This window comes from Novosphingobium nitrogenifigens DSM 19370 (genome assembly GCF_000192575.1).
Taxonomy (GTDB): Bacteria; Pseudomonadota; Alphaproteobacteria; order Sphingomonadales; family Sphingomonadaceae; genus Novosphingobium; species Novosphingobium nitrogenifigens.
Genome location: NZ_GL876926.1, coordinates 1417152 through 1429480, shown reverse-complemented (window position 1 = coordinate 1429480; position 12329 = coordinate 1417152). Strand labels below are relative to the sequence as shown.

Sequence of the window (12329 nt, the reverse complement as noted above, 5' to 3'; positions counted from 1 at the left end):
CGGCTGTGGCATGGAGCGACCGCATCATTTCTTCAACGACCGGGGTAGGCTGACATGAAGGCAGGCAGGGTCTTGGTTCTGGCCATGGCGATTTGCGCAGGGCTGGGGCTGGCCGGAACGGCACAGGCGGAACAGGCATCGGCAGGCGCCGCTCCGGCCGGGTATTACACCTTTCAGAAAGTCGTCTATCAGAACGACGGCGGCGGGCCCGATGCCAAGGCCTATTTCCAGCGTCTGCTGCATCACATCGGCGCACATATCGCGGCCACGAACGGACAAGTCGAAATCCGCGTCGTCAATTTTGCCTCGGGCGTGCAACTCTTCGTGATGGCGCGCGAGGATGCCGATCTCGCCAAGGCGATCGATGGCCTGCGGGCCAAGGGCGTGCGCTTCATGATCTGCCACAACACGCTCGCGGGCATGAAGCTTACGCCCGCTGATCTCTATGGAGTGAAGGACGAGGACGTAGTGCCGAGCGGGGTTGCCGAGATCGCCCGGCTGCAAGGTCTGGGTTTCGTCTATATCCATCCCTGATCGAGGTCCCTTGCGGCAGGAGTGAGCGATCCATGACGGACGCGGTGTTTCGGCGCGACTGGTCGTCGCCTGTGCCACGGGTGGTGCGGGCGAGCGGGATCGAACTGTTCGATGCCGACGGGCGGCGCTATCTCGATGCGGTGAGCGGCATCTATGTCGCCAATATCGGCTATGGCCTCGGCGAAATCGGCGAGGCGATGGCGCGACAGGCCGCGCAAGTGCCCTTTGTCTATGCAGGTGATTTCGCCACCGAGGCTGAAACCACGCTGGCCGAGCGGGTCGTCGCGCTCGCGCCGGATGGTTTGGCCAAGGCCTATTTCACCAGCGGCGGATCGGAAGCGAACGAAGTCGCGTTCAAGATCGCCCGCCGCTATCAGCGCGCGGGCGGGAACGAGAGCCGCTGGCGTATCGCCAGTCGCTGGCAAAGCTATCATGGCGCGACCATGGCAACGTTGGCGGCGAGCGGCAAAGTCAGCCGCAGGCGCGATTTCCTGCCCTATATGCTCGACTTTCCCAAGCTTCCGGCCGTCAGCCTCTATCGCGCGCCGCTCGGGCTGACCGCGCAGGCCTATGGCGAGGAGCAGGTCCGCGAAGTCGAGCGGCGCCTGATCCAGGAAGATCCCGCGAGCATTGCGGCCATCATCATCGAGCCTGTGACCGGGGCCGGATCGGGGGCGCTGGTCCCGCCGCCGGGCTATATCCGGGGTTTGCGCGCCCTGTGCGATCGCCACGACATCCTGTTGATCGCGGATGAAGTCGTCACGGGGTTCGGGCGGACCGGGGCTGCCTTTGCCTCGTCCAATCTTGAGGCTTTGCCCGACATCATCACCTTCGGCAAAGGCGTGGCGGCAGGCTATGCCCCGCTTGCCGGGGTTCTCATCAGCAGCAAAGTCATCGAACGGCTGGAACGGGCGGCTCCTTCAAGTCTTTTCACCGGCTATACTTATTCGGGGCATGCCGTGTCCTGTGCTGCGGGCCTTGCGGTGCTCGATTATCTCGACCGGCATGACCTCATCGCGCAAGTCCGCAAACGGGAGAGCGCATTCCTTGCTCGCGCGCAGGCGGCATTCGGTCGCCACCAACTGGTCGGCGACATTCGCGGCAAAGGCGCGCTCATGGGGATCGAATTCGTTGCCGACCGGGAAAGCCGCGCACCGCTTGATCCCGCGCTCGGGTTCCATCGCCGGGTGGTCGAGGCTGCGCGCGGGCTCGGTCTGCTCGTGCGTGGGGAAGCGGGCGTGGTCGATGGGGTGAGCGGGGATCATGTCCTTGTCGCGCCTGCCTTCAATGCGACGGAGGCCGAGCTCGACGAAATCTTTGCCATGCTCGCTGTGGCGATCGAACAGGCGGCGCGATCCTTGCATTGATCGTCCGCTTAAAATGTAGCTTTTTGTATCACTACAACAACCTGTCACAAATACGGAACGAGGGAAGAATAGCGGCCCGTGACAAGGGGTTAGTCATTCTTCCGTCGGGCTGGGGCGGAGGGTTTGGCGCGCCCTCAATCCGAAAAAATGACAGGGGTTTTATCGATGATTGTACGGGGTCGCCGCCACGCCGGGTTTGGTCAACTGGGGCTTGTTTCGTTTCTTGCCCTGGCCATGGCGGGAACCGCCCATGCCGAGGCGCCCGCCGCGCCCGAAGCCGGGGCAAAGGATGATGCCGCATCCGGCGAGGTGACCGACATTGTCGTTTATGCGCGCAAGCGGCCCGAAAACGCGCAGGCGGTGCCCATTGCGATCACCACGCTCGGCGGTGGGGAGCTCGCGAAGCAGAACCTTGTCAATTTCACCGATTTCCAGACCCGCTTTCCGGCGTTCTCGGTCTATCTGACCAATCCCAAGCAGCTCAATCTCGGCATTCGCGGGATCGGCAACAACGGTTTCAACACCGACGGCATCGACGGTTCGGTCGGCATTTTCGTCGACGGTATCTACACCGGCCGTCAGGGCATGGTCAGCAACGATTTCAACGACATCGCCGACGTCGAATTGTTACGCGGACCGCAAGGGACGAGCTTTGGCAAGAACACGACGGCCGGTGCTGTTCTCATCAACACGGCCAAGCCCAGTTTCAAGCTGGGGGCCAATGCCGAAATGAGCGTCGGCAACCAGGGCCTTGTCGAAGGGAAGGGCAGCATCACCGGGCCGCTTATCGCCGACAAGCTCGCGTTTCGCGTTTCGGGCTATTACACCCAGACCGACGGCAATTACCGCAACCTGTCGAGCATCGAGAAGCAGAACGCCCGGCAAGGTGAAGGCGTTCGTGCGCAATTGCTGTTCACGCCGACCAACAACCTGTCGATCCGCCTGATCGGGACGTGGAACCACCAGGCGTTCAACACGATGTCGCCGGTCATCACACAGATCTACAATCCCGCCGCGCTGCAGACGCGCATGGCCAATGCGGGCTATACGCTCAACACCAGCGATGCGTCGAACCCGACGGTCAATCTCGATTCCGCGCTCAATGCCCGGACCAATCTCTATTTGGGCAGCGGCACGATCGACTGGGATCTGGGCAAGGGCGGCACGATCACCTCGATCACCGCGTGGGAAAACTGGAAGTGTCTGACCAACAACGACAACGACTATACCCAGCTCAACGCCATTCCCGATTACGGCTCATGCAACAACGAGCATCAGTTCAGCCAGGAACTGCGGTGGGCGACGCCCAAGGGCGGGGCGATCGAGGCGACCGTCGGCGGTTTCCTGTCGCGTCAGCAATTGCAGGTGGATTCGCGCATTCGTTTCGGTGACCAGTATTACATCTGGGCCTCCAATCCGTCGTCGACCGATTTCCCCACGCTCAACGGCAAGACCTGGGCGCAGGGGGCCTATGCCGATGGGATCGCCGGGCTCGGCATGCAGAGCCACGCCTTGTTCCACACCAATACCGAAGCCCTGTTCGGCAATGTGAGCTGGCATCCCGACAAGGCGCATCGCCTGTCGATCGATGGGGGGCTGCGCTATACCTGGGAGCACCGGACCGAAGCCTATGCGGGCTGGGTCACGTCCAATCTGGGCAATCTCAACACGGCGCAGATCAACGACATGTCCTCGGCAGCGGCCAATTCCGCGCTGGGCTCGGTCAATCAGGCCCTGTCCGACAATTCGCTCTCGGGCGAAGGCAGCATCAGTTACAAGGTGTTCGCCGACACGATGGTCTTCGTCAAATATGCGCGCGGCTACAAGTCGGCCGGTTTCAATCTTTTGCCGGTGACCGATGCGCGCATTCTGGCGCTAGGCGGCGGGCAGTCGGTGAAGGGCGAAACCACCGACGATTTCGAAGCCGGGATCAAGAGCGAATGGTTCCGCCATCACTTGCTCGTCAACCTGACCGCGTTCCATACCGTCGTGCAGAACTACCAGGCCAACGAGTCGGTGGGCGTCGGGAATACCGCGCTCAAGTTCCTGGCCAACGTCGGTTCGCTGACCTCGAACGGCGTCGAACTGGAAGCGGAGGCACAGCTGGCCAAGGGGCTCCATGCCAAAGGCTTCATCGCCTATGACCACGCCTATTATTCCTCGTTCCACAATTCGGCTTGCCCGGCCGAAGTCACCACGCTTTCCTGCGACCTGACCGGACGGCAAGTCGCCTGGGCGCCCAAGTGGACGGCCGATGCGACGGTCGATTACACCCATGACCTGGGGCGCGATGTCGTGGGGTACGGCCTGGTCGACGTGAACTGGCGCAGCTCGCAGAACACGACGATCACGCTCGATCCGCTGGCGTGGATCAGCCCTTATGCGCTGGTCAATGCGCGGGTCGGCCTCAAGCTCGCCGGTGGGCGCTACGATCTGCAGATCTGGTCGAACAATCTGCTGAACAAGGCCTATTACATCAACATGCTCGGTCTCACGAAATCGACCGGGATCGTGCAGGGCTATCCGGGCAATCCGCGCACTTTCGGCATTCGCGTCCGCGCCGCGTTCTGATCTCCTGACCCAAGAGGCATCCGCCATGTCGCAATCGCTTCAATTCAACCGCCGTCGCCTGATGCAGGTGCTGGCCGGAACCGGGGTGCTGGCGGCGGGCGGGTGGCCGCTTGCCGGAGAGGCTGCCGTCTGGCCGCGCAATCTCTGGGCCGATCCGCGTTTCGCCGATCATCCCTTTTCGCTCGGCATCGCCTCGGGCGATCCCGCGCCCGATGGCTTCGTGATCTGGACCCGGCTGGCTCCGCGTCCGACCGAGCCGCACGGGGGGATGCCGCCGCAGCCGGTGGTGGTGCAATGGGAAGTGGCGGGCGAGGAAACATTCGCCCTGCCGCTTGCGCGTGGGGAAGCACTGGCCAGCCCGGAACTGGCGCATAGTGTCCATGCCGAAGTGGCCGGGCTGGCGCCCGACCGCCCCTATTTCTATCGTTTCCACGTCGGGGGCGAAACGAGCCCCATCGGGCGCAGCCGCACATTGCCGCTGCCCCATGCCCGGCTCGACCGCCTGCGGTTCGCTGTCGCCGGGTGCCAGCATTACGAACACGGCTATTACACCGCGTGGTGGGGCATTGCCGAAGAGCCGGTGGACTTCGTGTTCCACTATGGCGACTACATCTACGAGACCAACGAGAAGGGCGACAACGAGATCACCTATCTCGGCAATACTTATCCGCGCGCGCGGCGTCACAGCACGCCCGAACCCTATTCGCTCGACGATTACCGCCTGCGCCATGCCCAGTACAAATCGGACCGCGATCTTCAGGCCGCCCATGCGGCGCACCCGTTCTGGATGAGCATCGACGATCACGACGTCGACAACGACTGGGCGGGGCAATGGGATCAGGACGGAACGCCCCCGCAAGCCTTCCTGCTGCGCCGGGCTTCGGCGTTTCAGGCCTATTACGAGCACATGCCCCTGCGGCTTGCCTCACTGCCCGACGGGCCCCGCATGCAGATGTACCGGTCGGCGCGTTATGGCGATCTCGTCAATGCTTTCGTGCTCGACACGCGGCAGTATCGCACCGATCAGGTCTATGGCGATCGCATGGTACCTTTGGGCCCGGACTGCTCCGCACCGCAAAGCGCGATGATGGGCGCCGCGCAGGAAGCCTGGCTCTATGACGGTCTCGCGCGGTCCGACACGCGCTGGAACCTCATCGCGCATCAGGTCATGCTGATGAACCTTGTCTATCGGGATACACCGGGCGGGGCCAAGGTCTACAACATGGACCAGTGGTCGGGCTATCTCGCCAATCGCCGCCGTCTGCTTTCGGCAATCGAGACGCATGGGGCAGGGCGGACCGTGACCGTCAGCGGCGACGCGCATCGCCATTACGCGGGCGACCTTGTCCAGGACGAAGGTGACGGCAAAGTCGTCGCGTCGGAATTCCAGACCACCTCGATCAGCTCGGGTGACGACGGGCAGGGTGACGATGATTTCCGTGCCGTACAGGCGCGCGCGGACAATCCGCACTTGAAAGCCACGGTGGACCGGCGCGGCTATCTCCTGTGCGACGTCGACCGGGCGGCTTGGCACGCCGACCTCAAGATCGTCGACCGCGTCTCGACACCCGGCGGAAAGCTCTCGACATATGCCCGCCTTGTCCTCGAACACGGCAAGCCGGGATTGCAGCGTGCCTAATCAAGACATTCGATGACAAGGCTGGAAGGGTGGTCCTCTCCGTGATGGACCACGAGCGTAATCACGCGCGCTGAAAAGGCTGTGGCGTCGGTGCCTTCGCCCGTGCCCGGATTGACGGCAAAGGCGGGAAAGGCAGCTCCCGCCAAAGACAGGCGCAGGCTTTCGCCCGGCGCCAGCGTGATGCACGTGGCCTTGAGGTCGAGGTCCACCGGGACGACGCCGGTCGCTCCGGCAATGCGGGTATGTCCCTCGGCAAAGGGCAGGACTGCGCCCGACGCAGTCACTTGCGAAAGGACCGCGTGGATATCGAAATGGGCGCTGTCGGACGAAAGGTGAAGCCGTGCTCCGATCCACCCGGACAAAGTCAGCGGCTGATCCAGCGGGGCTGTCGTGAAAGTCGCAATGTCGCCGCGTTCGTCGATGGCACGACGATCGACCGGGCCCGGCGGATTGCCCATGCGGCCCCCGACACTCGGAGCCGGACGCCAGGGGTCATGAACGATCACCTCGCTTCCGGTCGCACCGGGGCGATCGAGCAGCTTGCCTGTTGCGGCATCGATACTGACCCTGCCGGTTCCCGAAAGGAACAGCGTTCGGGCGCTGCCGCCCAGCCTGTCGGCCGAACGCCACGTGCGGGTGCCCATGTCGAACAGCCGGACGCGGGAGCGGTCGAGCGGCTTTCCTTTCAGCCAGTGATCGAACCACGCGACCTGATGCCGGTCTACATCGGAGACTGCGTCGGGGCCGTAATCCTGTCCGCCGACATGACGCCCCCACGGGATATGCGGCCAGGGACCAAGATCGAGCCAGGCCAGCCCGGTCGCCTCCATGGCCCGCCATCCGGCTAGCGTACCGGCGAGCGTGAAATCGTGCCAGCCGCCGATGAACAGCATGGGCAGGGCTCTGGCCGCCAGCGTTTCGGCATGCGCCATCGGGGCAATGGCCTGCCACAGGGGATCGTCGGCTTCCGCCTCGCTCCAGCGCAGCAGATGGTTGTAACGGGCATGGCGGACCAGTGGTTCGGGGCGCAAGGGCACCGGACTGTTGCACGGAGGATTTTGCGCCGCAGCACGCAAGTCGAGCCACGCGGCCTCGTCCCCCTGATGCCGGGCGGTATCGGCGCCGACTTGCGCTGCCCAGCCGATCGCGCCTGCCAGCTGGGGAACGCCTCCTTCCTCGACCAGTTCCCCGCGCAAGTCCCAGCCGATCATGGCCGGGGCAATCGCCTTGAGTTCCGGCCCGGCAAGGGTGGCCGCCAGCAGTTGGTTCATCCCCTGAAACGAAAAGCCGTACATGCCGACCGTGCCGGTGGTGTCCGGTAGGCTTGCGCACCACGCGATGGTATCGGCGCCGTCCTCGGCTTCCTGTTCCAGCGTCCGAAAAACCCCTTCAGACGTGCCGCGCCCGCGCACGTCCTGCACCACCACGACATAGCCCTGATCGGCATACCAGCGGGGATGGGCATAGCACACCGCCGCCGCGACACGCCGACCATACCCCTGGCGCAGCAGCAGCACCGGCCACGGTCCCTTGCCGGACGGACGATAGACATCCGCGTCGAGACGAATGCCGTCGCGCGTGGTCATCGAAAGAGTTTGAGGCAGGATCTGCGCCATCGTCGCGGGGCCTTGTGGAAGGAAGGGGTGGGAGCGGTTTCAGGCGGCGTCGGGGACGTCCCAGCCGGGCATCTTGCCGGGGTTGAACAGGCCATGGGGATCGGACGTCCGGCGGAAGGCGAGTTGTTGCGGATCGGCGACCTGCATGCCTCCGTTTTCGAGAACGTAAGTATGCGGGTTGAAGACCTGACACCCGTGGCTGCGCAGGATGGCATGGATCTGGGCGAGGCGTTCGGCACTGGTAAAGCGCAGCAAGGGGATGCCGAAACAGACGAGTTCGCCATCGATGGTTGCGAATTCGAGGTGCATCGGCATTTCATCGCCGAGTTCGGCCGCGACGGCCAGGACCACCGGGCGGTAATCGGCAGGGAAACCGCATTGCAGGTAACTGATCGACTTGTCGCGCCCGATCGCGTGAAGCGTGGTGTGGTTCCAGCACATTTCATAGATCGCGGGAACGAGGCCGGTCTTTTCGCCCGGAGCGCGGGCAAAGGCGACGGAGCCTCCGAGCTCGTTCGCAGCTGCATCGGCCGACGCAAGGCTGTCCTCTCCGATCATTGCCAGAACGAGCGCGCTGCCGGCCGGAACGGTCTCGGCAAGCGGACGGACCAGAGGGATGACCGCCGCATCGACAACGGCGAGCTGCTTTTTGGCAAGGGTACGATCGCGCCCGATCCGGTCGGCAAGGTCCATGGCCGCGCCAAGGTCGGGCAGGGCATAGATGCGATCATGCCAGCGACCGAGCGGGGCCAGGGCGAGTTCGGCTTCGACGATGATGCCGTTGGTGCCATAGGCGTGAACCGCAGCCTGCGCTTCCGCGCCAGTCAGTTCGATCAGGGTGGGGGTGTCGCCTGCCGTCAGGATCTTGAGCGCAAGGACATTGCCCGGCGTATGCAACGTGCCGTGGCCGATGGCTCCGCAACCGGTCGTGCCTCCGGCAATGAAGCCGCCCAGCGTCGCGCTGCGCCATGTCGAAGGGAAAAAGCGCAGTTCCTGCCCGGTCCGGTTCAGTTCCTGCTCCAGGTCGTACATGCGGATGCCGCCCTGGGCCCGAAATGTGCCCTCGCCGATCGACAACACGCGGTCGAGCCGGGTCAGGTCGACGACCACGCCGCCATGACGCGGCATGCATTGTCCGTAATTGCCGGTTCCCGCGCCGCGCACGGTGATCGGAAGACGGTGGGCAACGCAATAGGCGACGAGTGTTTCCAGTTCGGCCAGATCGGCGGGCGTAGCGATCAGATCGGCGCGCCAATCGTCGATCTCGGCCTTGAGCAGAGGCGAGAACCAGTAATAGTCGCGCGATTTGCGGCGGGTTTCCCGTTCCCCGGTATCGCAGGCGATCGGGGCGAGATCGGCGGCGACGTGCGCCCAATCGGTCGAAGCGGCAGCATCGTGGCTGGTGAAAGACATCGGCGGAACCCTTTTCGGATCAGGGGAATGTTGGATCGGGCGCAGTGGCCAGCCGTTCGCAGAGCTGCCTGCCCATGGTGGAAAAGCCGAAGCATTGCCGGATGTTGTAAAGTGCAGCTTGTGCGCAATACTCGGGCGAGGTCGTCGCCGCGCAATCTTCGAGCAGGAGGCAGTCGTACCCGCGAAAGCTCGCATCCTGTAAGGTGCACAGGACGCACTGGTCGAGGTTGACCCCGGCAAACAGCAGAGTGGTGATCTGGAGATTGCGCAGGATCGCGTCGAGCGGCGTGTCCCAGAAACCCGACATGGCATATTTGGCAACGTGGATGTCGCCGCTGGTGTCGCCCAGTTCGTCGATGACCGCTGCGGCCCAGCTGTCGAGTTCGAGTACCCGCGCACCGTTTTTCAACGGTTGTCCGAGCCCTGCGCCCAGTCCGGCCATGTCATAGGTGTGGAGCGTCGAAGGGCCGAGATTGAGGCGATCGGGACGATTGCCCCAATTGAGCCAGATGACCGGCATTCCGGCCTTACGCACAGCAGGCAGCAGGTCGAGCAGTGGAGCGACCGGGGCTCGCGCGGGCGTAATGTCGACGCCGATCGATGCAAGCCAGCCGTCGGGGTGGCAAAAATCGTTCTGCATGTCGATGACGACAAGGGCCGTGCGCGACAGGTCGATCCGGACATCCTGCGGCGAGGCAGGAAGGTCGACGGCACGAACCGGCGGCATCACGCGCACGAAATCGGCATGCGTTTCATCGACATGCCATCGGTTGCGGGGGGAACTGCCCAAGGGACGCAGCGATGTCATGCGGCAATCCCGGTCAGGATGCGCAAGTCGTCGGCATCGAGTTCGAGCCGCTCGCCTGCGCGGATCAGTTCGGCGAACCCTTCGTTGGGCACCATGAAGGTCAGGGTGTAGAGCTTGTCGGGGCCGGTGTTGAAAATCCGGTGCTCGGTGCCGGGGCGCAGCATGAGTGCGTCGCCTTTGCCGATGGGCTGTTCAACCCCGTCGCACAGGGCTTTGCCGGTGCCCGACAGGACATAGAAGAATTCATGGGCATGGCTGTGGGTGTTGGGTGGCGTCGATCCCCCGACAGTGAAGATCTCGACCACGGCAACCGGCGTGACGCCTTCGTCCTCTGGGTCGAACAGCAAGGCGAAATAGTTGCTGTCGTCAGGAGAGATGCGGCGGACCTCGACTTCGCCGACGCGGCGGGCGATGAGGCCGTTCAGGGTTCTTGACTGCATGATGGGCTTGTCCTGATGAAGGTCAGGGAACGGGGTGAAAGCGTTCCAGCGGAAAGCGGGCGACTTCGCGGGCAAGCTCGTGGAAACGCGCAACGGCAGCCTCGGCCAGAATGCGACCGCGTTCGGCATCGGCGCCGGCGGCATTGCCCACGGCTCCGGCCGGGTTGAGATCCTGTGTCTGCCAGCCGAAACCGAACTTTCCTTCCGGGGACAGCAGGGTGAAATCGCCTTCCATGTCCTGACTCAACGACCGGAAATCGGCGGCCTTGGTCATGTCGACCAGATCGGGGCGCAAGTGCAGCATGAGCGAGGTTTCAAGCTCTCCGCCGTGGATGCCGTGGTGCAATTCGTCGGGCGCGAACAGGCCCGGAGGCATACCCATCGAATACCATGCCGCATTGACGGCCAACATGCCGTGACGGATGCGCAGTTCGCGCGCCACGACGTCGAGCACTTGCGGCTGGCCGCCATGGGAATTGAGCAGGATCAGCCGCCGCACACCCGCTCGCGCCACGCTGTCCCCCAGATCGAGCAGCAGTGCGGTGAGCGTTGCGTTGGACAGCGACAGCGTTCCAGGAAAGGCAAGGTGTTCGTTGCTTTTGCCTACGGCCTGCAAAGGCAAGGCGACGACGTCGAGATCGGCCGGGGCCGTTGCAAGCGCGCGGTCGAGCAATTCCTGATTGATGCAACTGTCGACATAGACCGGCAGGTGGGGGCCATGCTGTTCGATCGCTCCGACCGGAAGGACGGCGACGGTCGAGGCGGGCAAGGCGGTAAACGCGGGCCAGGCCATGTCCTGCCAATACCGGGCAACTCCTGACGCGCTTTTGTCCACGGAATGCAGTCCTTTGATGGAAGGACGCCATGAACATTGCGGTCGCGCCCTTGATGCGAGGAGACTAGGGCGGAGATGGATGCCGATAAAGCATCAGTTTTAGCACAATGTGTACTCTTTCAGGCATCGGTTGGTGTGGTGTCCTCTGCAATCGCCAGTTCGGCAGTCTCGTTCGAGGGCATTGCGATCGGGCCTGCATATCCGGCCTCGTCGATCATCGTCTTGAGCTTTTCGGCAAGGACGCTGGCGAGGGCATTGGGTTTGCGCTGGCTTTCGACGACCATCAATCGCTGCGCATGGCGCGAGAATTCGTGGATCGGCACATAGGCCAGACGCCCGTCGCGACGCTCGGCCTCGATATCGAAAGGCGTGAGGAACACGACGCCGTCGCTTGCCATTGCGACATGGCGCATGATCTCGATCGAATTGGTTTCCGCAATCGTCCGGTAATCGAGGCTGAGGCTGGCAAAGGCGTGATCGATATAAGGGCGGATGGCGGTGCTGGTATCCGCCAGGACAAGCGGAAACGCCGCACAATCGGCCAGCCGCAATTCGCTTTCCTGGGCAAGGGGGTGGCGCGGATTGACCACCGCGCCCAGACGCCCCAGTGCCGAATGGGCGACACGGATGGTCGGGCGGCGCGGAAAGTCGAAGCCGAGCCCGAGTTCCGCGTCCCCGCGTTCGACCGCGTCGAGAATCTGGTCGCCCGTTGTCATCAGGCGCAACCGGACATCGACGCGCGGGTTGGCTTCGCGAAATTCGACGACGGCGCGGGGGATGATGTTGGCGGCAAGGCCGCTCATCAGGGCAAGCGTGACCGAACCGCGTCGCAGCCCTTTCAGTTCTTCGACCAGCGAGAGCGTGCGGTTCATGTCGCGCATGGTTTCGCGCACGTGGCGTATGACCAGTTCGCCTGCCGCAGTCAGGACAAGGCGGCGGCCCGACCGGTCGAAAAGCGGGACGCCCAGATCCTGTTCCAGCCCCAGGATCTGGCGGCTGATCGCGGAGGCCGCGACATTGAGGCGTTCGGCAGCCTTTCGGATCGAGCCCTGGCGGACGACTTCGTCGAGGTAGCTGAGCAGGCGGGCATGGAGCACGATCGGGCA

General features: G+C 63.7%; 10 protein-coding genes. 4 read left to right on the top strand and 6 right to left on the bottom strand.

Annotated features, from left to right (window positions below; all coding sequences use genetic code 11):
• Window positions 1-54: 54 nt before the first annotated feature.
• The 4 genes from Y88_RS06635 to Y88_RS06620 all read left to right on the top strand — a co-directional run bounded on the left by Y88_RS06635 (window position 55) and on the right by Y88_RS06620 (window position 6111).
• Complete coding sequence (locus Y88_RS06635; RefSeq protein WP_018075782.1) at window positions 55-534, top strand: DsrE family protein; 480 nt, start codon at window positions 55-57, stop codon at window positions 532-534.
• 32 nt (window positions 535-566) lie between these two features.
• Window positions 567-1901 (top strand): aminotransferase family protein, encoded by a 1335-nt coding sequence (locus tag Y88_RS06630; RefSeq protein WP_018075781.1) that lies wholly within the window; start codon window positions 567-569, stop codon window positions 1899-1901.
• Between the two features lie 165 nt (window positions 1902-2066).
• Entirely contained in the window at window positions 2067-4472 is a 2406-nt protein-coding gene (locus tag Y88_RS06625) for a TonB-dependent receptor (protein ID WP_008067441.1), read from the top strand.
• 25 nt (window positions 4473-4497) lie between these two features.
• The gene (locus Y88_RS06620; protein ID WP_008067432.1) at window positions 4498-6111 is read left to right on the top strand and encodes an alkaline phosphatase D family protein; all 1614 of its coding nucleotides are present in this window, start codon (window positions 4498-4500) and stop codon (window positions 6109-6111) included.
• Here Y88_RS06620 and Y88_RS06615 read toward each other — a convergent pair.
• From Y88_RS06615 to Y88_RS06590, 6 genes are all read right to left on the bottom strand, one after another.
• A complete protein-coding gene (locus Y88_RS06615) occupies window positions 6108-7697 on the bottom strand; it encodes a CocE/NonD family hydrolase (RefSeq protein WP_232280944.1) in 1590 nt (529 codons plus the stop codon). The two genes, Y88_RS06620 and Y88_RS06615, sit on opposite strands and share 4 nt — an antisense overlap.
• A gap of 69 nt (window positions 7698-7766) precedes the next feature.
• Entirely contained in the window at window positions 7767-9140 is a 1374-nt protein-coding gene (locus Y88_RS06610) for an FAD-binding oxidoreductase (protein ID WP_008067428.1), read from the bottom strand.
• Window positions 9141-9159: 19 nt separating this feature from the next.
• Window positions 9160-9948, bottom strand: coding sequence for a cysteine hydrolase family protein (locus Y88_RS06605; RefSeq protein WP_008067427.1), 789 nt, complete (start codon window positions 9946-9948; stop codon window positions 9160-9162).
• On the bottom strand, window positions 9945-10388 hold the full coding sequence (locus tag Y88_RS06600) for a cupin domain-containing protein (protein WP_008067425.1): 444 nt from the start codon (window positions 10386-10388) through the stop codon (window positions 9945-9947). The genes Y88_RS06605 and Y88_RS06600 overlap by 4 nt, the downstream gene beginning before the upstream one ends.
• Before the next feature lie 22 nt (window positions 10389-10410).
• Window positions 10411-11223 carry a creatininase family protein gene (locus Y88_RS06595; RefSeq protein WP_008067424.1) on the bottom strand — a complete coding sequence of 271 codons (813 nt, stop codon included), beginning with the start codon at window positions 11221-11223 and terminating at the stop codon, window positions 10411-10413.
• A gap of 119 nt (window positions 11224-11342) precedes the next feature.
• A complete protein-coding gene (locus Y88_RS06590; protein ID WP_008067423.1) occupies window positions 11343-12320 on the bottom strand; it encodes a LysR family transcriptional regulator in 978 nt (325 codons plus the stop codon).
• Window positions 12321-12329 lie beyond the last annotated feature (9 nt).

What these genes read in the sequence shown, in the direction of transcription:
- Y88_RS06635 (WP_018075782.1), top strand. Translation starts at nt 55, where the DNA reads ATGAAGGCAGGCAGGGTCTTGGTTCTGGCCATGGCGATTTGCGCAGGG.
- Y88_RS06630 (WP_018075781.1), top strand. Translation starts at nt 567, where the DNA reads ATGACGGACGCGGTGTTTCGGCGCGACTGGTCGTCGCCTGTGCCACGG.
- Y88_RS06625 (WP_008067441.1), top strand. Translation starts at nt 2,067, where the DNA reads ATGATTGTACGGGGTCGCCGCCACGCCGGGTTTGGTCAACTGGGGCTT.
- Y88_RS06620 (WP_008067432.1), top strand. Translation starts at nt 4,498, where the DNA reads ATGTCGCAATCGCTTCAATTCAACCGCCGTCGCCTGATGCAGGTGCTG.
- Y88_RS06615 (WP_232280944.1), bottom strand. Translation starts at nt 7,697, where the DNA reads ATGACCACGCGCGACGGCATTCGTCTCGACGCGGATGTCTATCGTCCG.
- Y88_RS06610 (WP_008067428.1), bottom strand. Translation starts at nt 9,140, where the DNA reads ATGTCTTTCACCAGCCACGATGCTGCCGCTTCGACCGATTGGGCGCAC.
- Y88_RS06605 (WP_008067427.1), bottom strand. Translation starts at nt 9,948, where the DNA reads ATGACATCGCTGCGTCCCTTGGGCAGTTCCCCCCGCAACCGATGGCAT.
- Y88_RS06600 (WP_008067425.1), bottom strand. Translation starts at nt 10,388, where the DNA reads ATGCAGTCAAGAACCCTGAACGGCCTCATCGCCCGCCGCGTCGGCGAA.